The organism is Streptomyces sp. PH10-H1, assembly GCF_030063355.1.
Classification (GTDB): domain Bacteria; phylum Actinomycetota; class Actinomycetes; order Streptomycetales; family Streptomycetaceae; genus Actinacidiphila.
On sequence record NZ_JASISZ010000128.1, the window covers coordinates 1 to 13059 of the forward strand.

A 13059-nucleotide genomic window follows, 5' to 3' on the forward strand; every position below is an offset into this window, starting at 1 on the left:
ATTTCACTCGAGAGGTGCCTTGCCGGTTGCGGCGGATGGAAGCGTCAGAACTCCCATCATCCCAGGTCAGCGGGCACCTCTTCTGATTTCTCCGTCCACAGCCCGGCCGCTACACGGTGGATCGAGGCTGAGGGATCAGTACAGCGACGGTGCGTGGTGGTCCGGCAGGTCGCCGCTCCTGCCGCCGAATCATTGCCGCGCGTCCGCGGCAACGATTCGGTCGGGCCTCAGTCGTTCAGATAGGCGGCGTTGATCCAGACGTTGGAACGGCCTCCCCACAGATTCCCCCGGAACCACATGGAGCCGTCCGCGATTTGGCGGAACTCGATGGTGTCGAAGCCCTGGCCGCGGTTCACCTGCCCGAGGGGCGTTCCCCAGGGAGCGGTGCGGTAGATCACGTTGTTCTCCGTGACGAAGCAGGTCTCGCGCTCGAAGCACGAGCTCAGCACCTGCTTCGGCTGCTTCGGCTCAGGTGTGCCGACGGCGTTCGCCGCCTGCGGGCCGGCCATCGCCAGGCCCATACCCAGTGCCACGGTGGTCGCGGCCATGATTGCCGCTTGGAAACGTCGGCCTTGTGCTGCGCGCCTCACGTGCTGTCTCCCCTGGTTGGTCGATGGATGGTCGAGCGGACCGAAGCGCGGAGGGCGTCAGTGCGTGGCCGGAGGTCAGTGCGTAGGTACAGCCCGCTGCCGGGACGAGGGTGTCCGCGGCCGGAGTGGTGTTGGCGAGATCGATCGCGGCGACGAGAGCGCTCTCGCTGCATGCCACGCCGGATCAGGACGCCGAGGCCCAGGCCGATCAGTGCGCGGACCGGGGCCAGCAGTGCGGACGCCGCCAGGGCCCGGAACACACCGGGGTGGGTGATCGGGACCCCGGCGTGCCGCCCGTTCAGGATGGCCTGGGAGACCACGAACGAACCGGTGGCGATGCAGCATGATCCGGTGCTCGAAGGTGAGCGCTCCGATCCGGTCCGCGGGCAGCCCGGTCACGGCGAGCTTCTCGGCGCCGGCCGAGCCCTCCGGTTCGACCGACGCGCCGTTCGGTGTGCACACCGGGCTGGGCCCGGTCGTGGCGTTGCTTGTCGTGCTGGCGGCCGTGCTGCTGTGGCGTTCCCTCTGACGGCACTCACCCTGCTGCTGTGCGCCTGCCCGGGCATGGCATTCGTGGTGCCGACACCGTCACTGACGGTTCCTCAGCGGTCCAACTGGTCAGGGACGTCAGTCCCGACGTGGTGGTGATGGGCATCCGGATGCCCGGCATGGACGGGATCGAGGCCACCCGGCGGATCACCGCAGAATCGGGGACGACCCGCGTCCTGGTCCTGACCACCTTTGACGAGGACGACCACGTCTACGGCGCGCTGCGCGCCGGCGCGAGCGGATTCGCGGTCAAGGACATGGCGCTGGACGACATCCTCACGGCGATCCGCGTGGTCGCCGCCGGTGACGCCCTGATCGCGCCGAGCGCCGCGCGCCGCCTGATCGCTGACTTCGTCGCCCACCCCCGGCCCGCCGCCGGGCGCTGTGATCACCGCCTATGAGACGGGCCTGGTCACGCCGTCCCCCTGAGCGTGCGCGTCAGGTGTTGTCGGCGGGTGTGCGGAACCGCATCCGGGCTGGTCACGTCCAAGCGGTGACCGGTTCAGCCTTCTCAAGATCAGGAGTCGTCCGATGCGCGTACGGGTAGGAGCGGTTGTGGTGGCGCTGCTGTGCGCGGCCGGGTGTGCCGGTACCTCGGTCGCTCCGCCGGCGCACAGCCAACCTCAGTGCAAGCCCGGGCCCCTGGTCGAAGCGGACGACGGTGGTCAGGTCTGTCTGGCGGTCGGGAGCACTCTGCACGTCGATCTGGCGGGTTCCGGCTGGGCACCGGTGACCTCCTCCGGGCCCGCGCTGGCCGACGTCTCCTCCGACACTTTCCGTGGTTCCGCCCCGGGCGACGTCCGACTCACCAGCGCCCGACGGATCTGCCCGTCACCGTCGGCACCCGGCATGGTCGCCTGTCACGGGATGAAGGCCTGGAGCGTGACGGTGAACGTGGTGGACGCGGGGTGACAACCCCGGGTCCGCACCTGCTCGATGGATTCCAGGTTCGGGGCCCGGGTGTTGGCACAACCGCACGGTGCCCTAACGCGTCTCCCGCAGATCGATCGCGAGATTGTGGGCCGATTTCGGTTGGCCCGCTCGCGGGCGAACATCCGCGCGGACCGCACACCGGCGCCATGCGCCAGCCGGACTCATCGGTGCCACGATCCTTCGCGACCGTGAGGCGATGGGCACGACTTCCGTACCCGCGGGAAGCCAGGTACTCCGCGGGGCGGATCAGGGCGTGTCGGAGTCGCCGGTGAGGCGGGGGAGTACGGCGAGCAGTACATCGCGTTCGGCCGGGTCCAGCGGGCCGAGCAGTGCCGATTCCATGGTGCGGATGTCGCTGCGGGCGGCGGCGAGGAGTTGTTCGCCTGCTGGGGTCAGCCGCACGATCCGGGCCCGGCGGTCGGCGGGGTCGGGCTCGCGGGTGAGAATTCCGCGGCGCTCGAGGCTGTCGAGGATGGTGATCAGGCGAGTCTTGTCGTATTCGATGGCCTGAGCCAAGGCGAGTTGGGTGGGGGCCGGGCTGCGCGCGAGCTGCGACATCGCGATGTACTCCCACATCGTCAGCCGGTGCGCGCTCAGCAGTTGGCGTTCCGCGTCGATCAGACGGCGGGTGATGCGCGCGAACAGTTCGCCCAGGTCGTGCCGCTCCATACGAAGACCATACACTTTGCGGATAGTCTGCATCTGCTTATGGTCAACGTATGAATACTATTGGCGCGGTCGAACTGAATCGGCAGGCGGTGCTGCGCAGCGTGGAGATCGTGGATGGGGTAACCGTCGAGCAGCTGGGCCTGTTCACACCGTGCGCCGCGTGGAACCTGGGAGAACTGCTCGGGCACATGACCGCCCAGCACCGCGGATTCGCGGCGGCGGCCCGTGGTGACGGAGGCGATCCGTCGGCGTGGGAGGTACGCCCGCTGGGCGACGATCCGGCCGGCGCCTACGCCGAGGCGGCCCGCTCGGTGGTGGCGGCGTTCGCGGCCGAGGGTGTGATGGACCGGGAGTTCGTCCTCCCGGAGATCCGTGACGGGGAATCGTTCCGGGCATCGACGGCGATCGGGTTCCATCTGGTCGACTACGTGGTCCATGGGTGGGATGTCGCTGTCAGTATCGGGGTCCGCGCGGATTTCCCGCCTGCGGTCGTCGCGGCGGCTTCGGCCGTGGCGCAGATGGTGCCCACGGGTGACGTCCGCTCGCAGCCGGATTCGTCGTTCGCGCCGGAACGGGAAACAGATGACGGGGCGTCGGCGATGGATGGCATGCTGGCGTTGCTCGGCCGTGATCCCTTGTGGCGGCCATCCGCCGTGTGAGGGTGAGTCAAGCGGCCCCGGGTCCGGACACATTCGCTGAGGCACCCGCGGACCGATCGCCCACTCAACCACCGCACCGGAAGCGCGACCACACGATGAGGAGCACGCATGGTGCAGCAGGACAGCGGACCCGCCGGACACGCTGTGCTGCGTGCCGTCGCCGCCCGGATCCGGGCCGGCAGCCGGCCCGGTCACCGCCAGGACGGCCTGCGGCTCGCGCTGGCCATCGAGGGCGGCGGAATGCGCGGCACGTTCTCCGCGGGAATGGCCCTGGCGCTGCACGAGGCAGGCGCCGACCAGGCCTTCGACGCCGTTTACGGATCCTCGGCGGGTGCCATCACCGGTGCCTGGCTGCTCAGCGGCACCCCGCAAAGCCTGACCGGCTGGGCCGAGCCCGCATACGCCAAGGCGATGATTCGCCTGTCCAACCCCTGGCGGGGCCGACCCCTGGTCGACGTGCTCAACCTCGTCGAGGACCTCTACGTCCACGTGGCACGGATGGACTTCGCCGCGATCCTGGCCAACCCGATCGAGTTTCATCCGCTCGCCACCGACGTGCAGACCGGTGCCTCAACCGACTTACGCCCCCTACTCACCGGTCCCGCGGAGCTACGGCTCGCGTTGCGTGCGAGCGCCGCCCTGCCCGTCCTCGCGGGACCGCCGGTCGAACTCGCCGGACGCCGGTTCTACGACGCCGGGCTGGCCGAGTCCGTGCCGTTCCGATCGGCGCTCACCCAAGGGGCCACGCATGTCATGGTACTGCGCTCGCGTGCCGTGCCGGGACAGACCGGACCGTCCCGCGCCGGATCCGCGTCCAAGCCGTCCCGCGGTGCCCGGCTTGTGGCGGCGACTGCTCTGCGGTCCTACCCGGACGTCCTGCGCCAGACCTTCGTCGACCGCGGCAGCCGCAGTGCGCAGGACGACGCGCTCCTTGACGACTACGGCGTCTCGGGGCTGCGGCCCGCTGCCGCACAGGACGCGACGCCGCCGGCCGGACTACCCGGACGGGCGGTGCTGTCGGTCCGTCCGGCCGCCGGCTCGCCCAAGGTGGGCCGGCTCACCCGCGACGGCAAGCTGCTCCAAGCGGCAATGGAAGCCGGACGCGAGGCCCTGCACGCGGCCCTGCGGCCGATGCTCGACGCCCCGGCGGCGCCGCCGGCCGGCGTACCAGCGGCCACGGACTGACCCGTGCGACTCGGCAGGCCGCACCGCCGCCGGCAATCGAGCCGTCCCGGCGCGAGGAGCTTGGCCGGTCTGTCGGCGGCCGGCAGGGCGATCAGCGCCGGGCTGTGCGGCCGGTGCTCCGGTCCGTTGAGCGGAACAGGACGTGACAGGCGGTTTCCGGCGTACCAGGCTTTCGACCGGCACTCCGACGCCATCGAGGGGGACCTTGATGCCCGCGGGAGATCCGCCGGGTCCGGTGTCTGCCGCGATTCGGTTGAGGTGGCGCGAGTCCTCGACTCTGGCGCCGGGGTGCCCTCTCACCCGTCGGGGTGTTCTGTTCGTCGGTGTTGCGCTCGGGCATCTGCGGATGGGGCGGCGGACGCGGGTGGGTCGGGGCGGATCTTGGGGGGCAAGGGATGACACCGGAGACGGCCGTACTGGAATTGCGTGTGCTGGGGCCATTCGAGGCCGCCGCGAACGGCCGGACCGTGGATCTTGGTGGTCCGCAGCTCCGGGGCGTCCTCGCCCGGCTCGCGGTTGTGCCCGGCCGGACGGTGAGCGTGGGGACCCTGGTAGCGGAGTTGTGGGGTGAGCGTCCGCCGGAGGACGCGCACCGCACGGTGCGTACGTATGTGTCGAGGTTACGTGCGGCGCTGCGGCGGGCCGCTGGTGCCGGCGCGCAGGAGTTACTGGTGACCCGCCCGCCGGGCTATCTGTTGCGGATGGATCCGGCGATGGTCGATGCGGTGCGGTTCGATCGGTTGGCGGCGTTGGGGCGGGAGGCGCTGGAGGCGCAGCAGCCACAGCTCGCCGTTCAGCGGTTGACGACCGCACTGGGTCTGTGGCGTGGCGATGCCTTCGCCGAGTTCGGCCATCTTCCGGCGATCGCCGCGGAGGCGACCCAGCTGGAGCGGTCGCGGCTGTCGGCGGTCGAGGCCCGGATCGAGGCCGCACTCGTCCTGGGGCTCGATGCCCAAGTGGCCATCGAACTGGAGGGGCTGGTCAGGACCCATCCCACACGGGAGCTGCTGTGGGGGCAGTTGATGACCGCGCTGTACCGCTCGGGACGGCAGGCCGAGGCGCTGGCCGCGTTCCGGACCGCCCGTGCTGTGCTGATCGAGGATCACGGGGTCGAGCCGTCGCCGCGGCTGGTCGAGATCCATCGTCAGGTCCTTCAGCACGATGCCGCCTTGAGTCATGTCCGGCGGTCGTCATTCGGCGCGTCGTCCTTCATCGCGCTCGCGCGGAGCGGATGACAACAGGCCCAAGCGGATGCCGAGGCCGACCCCGATGCGCAGCAGGGTCGTCCGCGTGTCAGCCGGGCTCGGCGATGTGCGGTACGTCCTCGGCGTGATCGGCTCCGGCCCTGTGCCGAAACGCGAGATGCCCGCCCAGAATCCCGCCGACCGTCGCCACCGTCAGGCCCGCGAAACCCAGCGTGCGCCCCGACCCGGAGCGTCCTCGCAACCTGGCCACCAGAGACGCGGTGTAGAGAGCGACAGCCGTGGAGTTGGCCGCGGCGTGCACCACCCCCACGCGCATCTGGCGGTCATTCAGCTCCGCCCAGTCCACCCACCCCGCCACGACCGCCGGAACCGCCCCCGCCAGACCCAGCGCGACCGTACCGGTGGCCGCACCCTTCTCGCCGGGCACCAGGTCCAGCACCGCGGCGCTGGTCCACGACCCGATCGGCACCTGCACCAGGGCAGGATGCAGCGGATGTCCCAACCACGTTCCCCGCAGGACATCCCGTGCCCCGCCCAGCGGAAGCCCGCGCACCCAACGCCGCAACGGACGGACCACCGTGTCGAGATAGCGCTGCTCCTCGATCCCGTCCAGGAACTCGCGCACCGGAGCGTGGTCGCGGGTGGGCTCCAAAATCCTCTGCGTGAGTCTCATGAACGGTGGCTTTCCGCTGGGACCGGGGATAAACCGGACGGCTGCGACACGGGACGGTCATCGGTGGCGCCGTCCCGTTCCAGCCTGACAGGAACCCGGCGCTGCCGCATCGCCGGGAGCGGCCGGCCGGCAGTCGGCGGGCAGTCGGCGGGGCGGACGGTCGGGGTCAGGCCGACGGGCCGGTGAGGTCGGAGACCTCGGCCCGCGCGGGCAGGGCCAGCAGGCCGGTGCCGGTCACGAGAGCCGCGGTGCCGGCGCCGACCAGGGCGCCGCGCAGCTTCGAACGGTAGGACATACGGGTCTCCTGACGCCGGGGATGTGACGGAGACTGAGCATATCGTCACTGAAAGTGAACCAGGCGGCTGCCCTGGAGTCCGGCCCGGTGGGCGCCTTCGCACTCGGTGTCCTGCTGGAGAAGCCCGCGAGGCCGTCCGGCTCATGTGACGATCGCGGCTGTCACCGGATCTGCGCAGCCGTCAGCGGATCTGCGCGGCTGTCACCGGATCTGAGCGGATGATGTCACCGGATCTGACGGTGGACCAGCTCACGGAACGGGCCGTCCATGTCGGCGAGCAGTTCGGCGGGCGGTCCCTGTTGGAGGACCCGGCCGTCCGACATGACGATCACCCGGTCGGCGTCCATGACGGTGGAGAGCCGGTGGGCGATCACGATGCGGGTGGAGCGCAGGGCGCGGGTGCTCTCGATCACGACGCGCTGGGTTTCGTTGTCCAGCGCGCTGGTGGCTTCGTCGAAGAACAGGACGCGCGGGCGGCGGATCAGGGCCTGAGCGATCATCAGCCGCTGCCGCTGCCCGCCGGAGACCGTGCCGCCGCCGTCGGAGAGCACGGTGTGCATGCCCATCGGCATGTCCTTGATGTCCTCGGCCAGGCCGGCCATCCCTGCGGCCTCCCACGCCTCTTCCAGGGAGAACATCTCGGCGCCGCAGATGCAGTCCAGTATCGATCCGGTGAACGGTTGTGAGTTCTGCAGGACGACTCCGCACTGGCGGCGCACGGCCGCCTGGTCGAGGGCCGCCAGATCCTGACCGTCGTAGAGCACGCTGCCGGACGCCGGTCGGTCGAAGCCGATGAGCAGCCGGAGCAAGGTCGATTTGCCGCAGCCGCTGGCCCCGACGATCGCGACGAACTCGCCCGGCAGCACCTGGAACGACACGTTGTCGAGCACCAGCGGGCTGTCCTCGGCGTATCGGAAGGACAGGTTTCTGGCCTCGATCGCGCCGGTCAGTGTGCCGGGCGCGGTACTCCCTCCGCTGACTTCGGGGACCTCGTCGAGTACCGGTTTGATCTGCTCGAAGAGTGGCAGGGCGGAGGCCGCGGAGATGAGCGCACCGGTGAGTTGCGTGACGGAGGTCAGCATCATGGTGACGGCGGTGTTGAAGGTGAGGAAGCTGCTCGCCGACAGCGTTCCGCGGGCCGGGCCGGCGAGCAGCATGAACATGATGAGCGTGCAGAACGGCAGATAGACCGCGTTCAGGACCGTGATCAGGTTCTTGATCCTGCCCACCCGCTGCTGCAGTTCGCGACTGCGGGCGAACTCGCGGGCCCAGGACGCATAGGCGAAGCTCCCCGCCGCGGCGACGCGCAGTTTGGGCAGTCCGCGCAGTGTCTGGAAGGCCTGGTTGTTGAGCTTGTTGCTGAGCACGATCAACTGGCGCTGCCACCGCAGCTGCCACAGGCCGAGACTGAGGAACACCGTGCCGATGACGATCAGCATGGCGACCGCCATCAGCGTCAGCGGGAGGCTGTACCACAGCAGCAGAACGAGGTTCACGGTTCCGACCGTGCCGGCTTGCACCACCACCGAGCTGACGCCGGACAGCACGCGGCGGATGGCGCTGATGCCCATCGCCGCGGAGGCCAGCTCTCCCGTGGAGCGCTGGGCGAAGAACTTGGTGGGCAGCCGCAGCAGCCGGTCCCAGATGGCCGGCTGCAGTGTGGCCTCGACACGCCCCTCCATGCGCAGGATGGAGATGTTCTCCAGCAGCATGAAGACGGCGGAGACGATAGTGGTGGCCACGATCGCCAGGGAGGTCTGAACGATGAGACTGTTCTCGGCGTCCGGTACGTAGACACCGAGAACCTGTCCGGTCGCGATCGGCACCATCGCCCCGAGGGCGACGGCGATGAGTCCGCCGAGTACCAGGTTGCGCAGGTCCATCCGGGTGCCGCGCAGGCTGAAGCGGAGCAGTCGCCACGCGGACATCGGCTGCTCGGGCAGTGGGCGGTAGAACATGACGGCGCGGGGTTCGAATCGGTCCGCGTTCGTCCTGCCGATTTCCGATCGCTTGCCGGTGATGGGTTCCACCGCCTCGTACCTGCCCCGGCGCCACAGCAGTGCCACCGGGGCTCCGGTCGTGACCCGGTGACCCACCAGGGGGCCGGTGTTCTCCCGCCACCAGCGCCCGTTGAGCTTGACCTCACGCGTACGGAACCGCGAACTCAGCGCGATGCGCTCGACCGGAGTCGTCCGGTCGTTCGCCGCGCTGCCCTCGGCGGGCGCCGAGATCGTGATCCCTGCCGCTTCGGCGACCCTGCGGCAGGCGGCGAGTGTGGCGTCGTCGGTCCCCTCCGGCAGCCCGGCCGCGGCTCTTCCCGAGGTGCCGACCGAGGCCACCAGCGCCTGGTCCGCCGCTGCGCGCACGGCTTCGCCGGCCTTGATACGGGCCGCTGTCCGGTCCTCGTGGGCGCGTTCGAGCTCTTCGATCCAGCGGTCCAGCGCGAACAGCAGCCGGGTCTGCTGGTTGACCATGAGCTGCCACAGGGCGTCATCGACGAGCAGGTCACCGGCCGATTCCCTGGCGAACGCGGCGCCGTACTCCACGCTGCCCGGGGCCACCGGCATCCACAGGATGTTGTCATCGGCCGATGCCTGGTCAGCAGGTGTCCGGCCCACTCCTGCTACTGCCTGGTGGCCGGGTACCGGCTCGCCTGGTTCCTGCCCCGGCCGGCCGTGCACGGGGGCTTCGAACAGCACGCTCAGGCCGCGTCCGATGCCGCGAGCGAACGCGTCCTCCAGCGGGCTGAGGCCCCGTCCGGGGCTGGTGTACGACCACTGGTCGCCGTACTCGGGCCGGAACAGCTCGCGCAGTTGGATGCGGCGCAGCACGCAACCCCGCAAGGGCCTGCCGACGAGAGTGTGCAGGGGGCCATCGGCCGGTCCGAGCAGCAGGGTGCCCGTGGCGAGCCGGCCGAGGAAGTGCCAGTGCCCCTGTCCGCCGGCCTCCGCCGCGAACAGGTCCATCGCGCCGTCGACGACCAGCCACAGCACATGGGGGCCCTCCAGCGGCAGGCTGCGCCCGCCGGCGCAGTCCACCGGTTCGCCCAGGCCGCCCATGGCGCCGAGCACCACGTCGCCGGGCCGGCCGCCGGTGGCCGCGGGGTGGTGAACGGATGTCACGTCAATGCTCCTTGACCAATTCCGCGTACGGTCCCCCGGCGGCGACCAGGTCGTCGTGGCGCCCGCGTTCGACGACCGTTCCGCGGTCCAGTACGACGATCTCGTCGCTGTCGCGCACGGTGCTCAACCGGTGCGCGATCACGACACAGGCACAGCCGCGCCGCCGCAGGCTGTCGATGATCACTTGCTCGGTCTCCGCGTCCAGGGCACTGGTCACTTCGTCGAGGACCAGGATGCTGGGCCGGCGGACCAGCGCCCGGGCGATTTCCAGCCGCTGCCGCTGACCACCGGAGAAGTTGCGGCCGTCCTGCTCCACCCGGCTGTGAATGCCGCCGGGACGCTTGGCGACCGCGTCATGGACGGCGGCGTCCTTGAGGGCGGCGACGACGGCCTCGTCCGGTATCGACGGGTCCCACAGGGCCACGTTGTCGCGGACGGTGCCCTCGAAGAGGAAGACGTCCTGGTCGACGAATGAGACCGAGGCGGACAGCGCACTGCGGGAGATGTCCTCCAGCCGTTGCCCGTCGATGCGGATCACGCCCTCCCACGGACTGTAGAGCCCCGATATCAGCCGGGACACGGTGGACTTGCCGCTGCCGGATCCGCCGACGAGTGCGACCTGCTGGCCCGGTCCCACCGACAGGGAGAAGTCGGTGAGCAGCGGTTTGTCGAGCGGACTGTAGCCGAACGTGACGTTTTCCAGGGTCACATGCCCTTTGAGCCTGCGGGTGCTCGCGGCAGGCGCCGGCCGTGAGAACAGCGGATCGACCGGGAAGCTTTCGACGTCCTTGAGCCGGGCCACATCGGCCGCGAAGTCCTGAATCCGGCCGGCCACCCCGTTCAGCCGGGTGACCGGCGCGGTGAAGCTGATCACCAGCGCCTGGAAGGCGACGAGCAGACCGATCGAGATATGGCCCTCCACCGCGCGCAATCCGCCGATCAGGAGGATCAGCGCGCTGTTGAGCGCCGCGAGCGTGGGCGCGACGACGGCCAGCGCCGCGCTCGGCACACCAAGGCGCTGCTGCCCCTCCAAGGTGGTCGCGTGCTGGCCGGCCCAGCGGCGGAAGTACCCGTTCTCGCCTCCGGTCGCCTTCATCGTCTCGATCAGCTGGAGCCCGCTGTACGAGGTGTTCGTCAGCCGGGCGCCGTCGGCGCGCAGCTTCTGGACACCGGTTGCCCGGATGCGCACCACCACCCGCATCGCCGCCACGTTGAGCAGGGCGATGAGCACGCCGATGACGGTGAGTTGCGGATCGTAGGTCCACAGCAGGACCGCGTACAGGATCACGACCACGACGTCCACACCGGCGGCGGCAAGGTCCCTGGCCAGGGTCTCGGCCACCATGTCGTTGGACTGCAGGCGCTGGACGAGGTCGGCGGGGTTGCGCTGGGCGAAGAACGTGACGGGCAGCCTGAGCAGATGCCGCAGGAACCGGGCGCTGCTCAGCGTGGACGAGATGATGCGTCCCCGCAGCAGATTCCCCTGCTGCAGCGCGGTCAGTACCGCGGTCAGCGCCACCATGGTGGCCATCGACGCGAAGAGCACGCCCAGCAACGACGTCTGATTGCCGAACAGGAACAGATCGATGTACGTACGGCTCAGCGCCGGTACCGCCGCGCCGACGGCGACCAGCAGGAGGCTGGCGATCAGCGCTGCCAGCATGGTGCCCGTAGTGCCGCGCAGCCGGGCCGGCAGGGTTCGCATGATCCCCGGCTTCCGGCCACCCCGTTGGAATCCACCGCCGGGCTCGAAGGTCAGCACGACGCCGGTGAAGCTGGAGTCGAAGTCCTCCATCGAGACGAATCGGCGGCCCCGGGCCGGGTCGTTGATGTGCGCCACCCGCCGGCCGTAGCGACGCTTCATCCCGTCGAAGACGACGTAGTGGTTGAACTCCCAGAACAGGATGGCCGGCGCCCGCACCTCCGCCAGGGCAGCGGGTTCCATCTGCATGCCCTTGGCCGTGAGACCGTACCCGCGTGCGGCCTTGAGCAGGTTGCTGGCTCTGGAGCCGTCACGGGACACGCCGCAGGCGATGCGCAGCTCTTCCAGGGGCACATGCCGGCCGTAGTGGCCGAGCACCATGGCCAGCGAAGCGGCACCGCACTCCACGGCTTCCATCTGGAGAACGGTGGGGCTGCGGACGGTCTTCTGCTTCTCGCCCTTCGGCGTCTGCCGGGGTCTCGCCCGGTTCGGGCGGTGCCGCCCGCCGGCCGGGTTCGGACGGTGCCTCCCCTGCCCGGGGAGCGGCAGCGGCTGTGTCGCCGTGGCATCGTCGTGCGCGGTCACGGAAGGAGCCAATCGATCGGGCGCTGCGCGGTCAGGTGGATGGCGCCACTGACCAGCGTGGTGGAATCGATCGCGTACGGGGGACCCTGCGCCGACGACCACGTGTACCCGGACGTCGTACTGGTCGACCGGTCCAGTTGCACCACGACCGGCACCGGCTGGCCCTGCGCCGAGAATTGCTCGCCCAACTGGCTGTCCCCGAGGAAAGCGCTGATCTGCCGGCGCGTCTGGGGTACCCGGCCGACGGACAGGACACGGCCGCGCAGCACACCGAACTGCTGTGCCGGCGCCGACTGGACGGTCAGGTCCACCGCGGAACCCACGGTGATCGTCGATCCGCTGCTGCCCGGCGCGTACAACACCGCCACCAGCGGTTCATCGGGGCCGTCGACGCGTTCCACTGTCGCCAGGTCCGCCCCGGTGGCGACGACACCGCCCATGGCGGCCACCAGTGCGGTCACCCGCCCCGCGGCCACCGTGCGTACGGTCTCGACCTTCTGGGCGTTGCGGATGCTCAGCAACGGTGCGCCCTTGGGCAGCAGGTCGCCCTCTTTGGCGAAGACGGCATTGACCTGACCCGCGACCGGACTCTGCAGGATGTAGCTGCCCTCTGCGTGGGTCAGGAGTCCGGGCATGTTCACCTTGGACGTGACGGAACCGGTCACGGCCCAGAAACATGCGACGGCCATGACGGCTGCGGTGACGGCCAGTACGAGCCCACCCTGCGGCCGGGCGAAACGCACCGGTACGTCGAGTTCTTCAGGCGATTGCTGTTTGGAAAGCGCCTTCTGCCGGAACTGCACGAACTAGTCCTCTGCATTCGTCTCGGCCGGGTACGGCAAGTGACCGCTTACGGGGCCGGGGCGGGCGGGCGGGGGGGCCGGCTGGCCCG

General features: G+C 70.0%; 12 protein-coding genes and 1 pseudogene. 6 read left to right on the forward strand and 7 right to left on the reverse strand.

Annotation, left to right across the window (positions count from 1 at the left end):
* Positions 1–227: 227 nt before the first annotated feature.
* On the reverse strand, positions 228–548 hold the full coding sequence (locus QMK24_RS39105; protein ID WP_283471661.1) for an SH3 domain-containing protein: 321 nt from the start codon (positions 546–548) through the stop codon (positions 228–230).
* 403 nt (positions 549–951) lie between these two features.
* Between QMK24_RS39105 and QMK24_RS39110 the strand changes: the two genes are divergently transcribed.
* The 3 genes and pseudogenes from QMK24_RS39110 to QMK24_RS39120 all read left to right on the forward strand — a co-directional run bounded on the left by QMK24_RS39110 (position 952) and on the right by QMK24_RS39120 (position 2051).
* Entirely contained in the window at positions 952–1119 is a 168-nt protein-coding gene (locus QMK24_RS39110; protein WP_283471662.1) for a hypothetical protein, read from the forward strand.
* Between the two features lie 61 nt (positions 1120–1180).
* A pseudogene (locus tag QMK24_RS39115) lies at positions 1181–1516 on the forward strand (response regulator); the annotation flags it as partial.
* A 154-nt stretch (positions 1517–1670) separates the two neighbouring features.
* Positions 1671–2051 (forward strand): hypothetical protein, encoded by a 381-nt coding sequence (locus QMK24_RS39120; protein ID WP_283471663.1) that lies wholly within the window; start codon positions 1671–1673, stop codon positions 2049–2051.
* Between the two features lie 267 nt (positions 2052–2318).
* Here QMK24_RS39120 and QMK24_RS39125 read toward each other — a convergent pair whose 3' ends face one another.
* A complete protein-coding gene (locus QMK24_RS39125) occupies positions 2319–2741 on the reverse strand; it encodes a MarR family winged helix-turn-helix transcriptional regulator (RefSeq protein WP_283471664.1) in 423 nt (140 codons plus the stop codon).
* A 50-nt stretch (positions 2742–2791) separates the two neighbouring features.
* Between QMK24_RS39125 and QMK24_RS39130 the strand changes: the two genes are divergently transcribed.
* The 3 genes from QMK24_RS39130 (at position 2792) to QMK24_RS39140 (ending at position 5820) form a co-directional block, all read left to right on the forward strand.
* Positions 2792–3400 (forward strand): TIGR03086 family metal-binding protein, encoded by a 609-nt coding sequence (locus QMK24_RS39130; RefSeq protein ID WP_283471665.1) that lies wholly within the window; start codon positions 2792–2794, stop codon positions 3398–3400.
* A gap of 108 nt (positions 3401–3508) precedes the next feature.
* Complete coding sequence (locus QMK24_RS39135) at positions 3509–4585, forward strand: patatin-like phospholipase family protein (protein ID WP_283471666.1); 1077 nt, start codon at positions 3509–3511, stop codon at positions 4583–4585.
* Positions 4586–4980: 395 nt separating this feature from the next.
* Complete coding sequence (locus tag QMK24_RS39140) at positions 4981–5820, forward strand: AfsR/SARP family transcriptional regulator (protein WP_283471667.1); 840 nt, start codon at positions 4981–4983, stop codon at positions 5818–5820.
* A 58-nt stretch (positions 5821–5878) separates the two neighbouring features.
* On the opposite strand, the gene QMK24_RS39145 is transcribed toward QMK24_RS39140, so the two are convergent.
* The 5 genes from QMK24_RS39145 to QMK24_RS39165 form a co-directional block, all read right to left on the reverse strand.
* Positions 5879–6463, reverse strand: a complete 585-nt coding sequence (locus tag QMK24_RS39145; RefSeq protein ID WP_283471668.1) for a DUF2231 domain-containing protein — start codon at positions 6461–6463, stop codon at positions 5879–5881.
* Between the two features lie 166 nt (positions 6464–6629).
* Positions 6630–6758 (reverse strand): hypothetical protein, encoded by a 129-nt coding sequence (locus QMK24_RS39150; protein ID WP_283471669.1) that lies wholly within the window; start codon positions 6756–6758, stop codon positions 6630–6632.
* A gap of 224 nt (positions 6759–6982) precedes the next feature.
* Positions 6983–9880 carry an NHLP bacteriocin export ABC transporter permease/ATPase subunit gene (locus QMK24_RS39155; RefSeq protein ID WP_502962709.1) on the reverse strand — a complete coding sequence of 966 codons (2898 nt, stop codon included), beginning with the start codon at positions 9878–9880 and terminating at the stop codon, positions 6983–6985.
* Position 9881: 1 nt separating this feature from the next.
* Positions 9882–12167, reverse strand: a complete 2286-nt coding sequence (locus tag QMK24_RS39160; protein ID WP_283471670.1) for an NHLP family bacteriocin export ABC transporter peptidase/permease/ATPase subunit — start codon at positions 12165–12167, stop codon at positions 9882–9884.
* Positions 12164–12970 carry an HlyD family efflux transporter periplasmic adaptor subunit gene (locus QMK24_RS39165; protein ID WP_283471671.1) on the reverse strand — a complete coding sequence of 269 codons (807 nt, stop codon included), beginning with the start codon at positions 12968–12970 and terminating at the stop codon, positions 12164–12166. The genes QMK24_RS39160 and QMK24_RS39165 overlap by 4 nt, the downstream gene beginning before the upstream one ends.
* Positions 12971–13059 lie beyond the last annotated feature (89 nt).

What these genes read in the sequence shown, in the direction of transcription:
- QMK24_RS39135 (WP_283471666.1), top strand. Translation starts at nt 3,509, where the DNA reads ATGGTGCAGCAGGACAGCGGACCCGCCGGACACGCTGTGCTGCGTGCC.
- QMK24_RS39125 (WP_283471664.1), bottom strand. Translation starts at nt 2,741, where the DNA reads ATGGAGCGGCACGACCTGGGCGAACTGTTCGCGCGCATCACCCGCCGT.
- QMK24_RS39120 (WP_283471663.1), top strand. Translation starts at nt 1,671, where the DNA reads ATGCGCGTACGGGTAGGAGCGGTTGTGGTGGCGCTGCTGTGCGCGGCC.
- QMK24_RS39145 (WP_283471668.1), bottom strand. Translation starts at nt 6,463, where the DNA reads ATGAGACTCACGCAGAGGATTTTGGAGCCCACCCGCGACCACGCTCCG.
- QMK24_RS39140 (WP_283471667.1), top strand. Translation starts at nt 4,981, where the DNA reads ATGACACCGGAGACGGCCGTACTGGAATTGCGTGTGCTGGGGCCATTC.
- QMK24_RS39150 (WP_283471669.1), bottom strand. Translation starts at nt 6,758, where the DNA reads ATGTCCTACCGTTCGAAGCTGCGCGGCGCCCTGGTCGGCGCCGGCACC.
- QMK24_RS39130 (WP_283471665.1), top strand. Translation starts at nt 2,792, where the DNA reads ATGAATACTATTGGCGCGGTCGAACTGAATCGGCAGGCGGTGCTGCGC.
- QMK24_RS39105 (WP_283471661.1), bottom strand. Translation starts at nt 548, where the DNA reads ATGGCCGCGACCACCGTGGCACTGGGTATGGGCCTGGCGATGGCCGGC.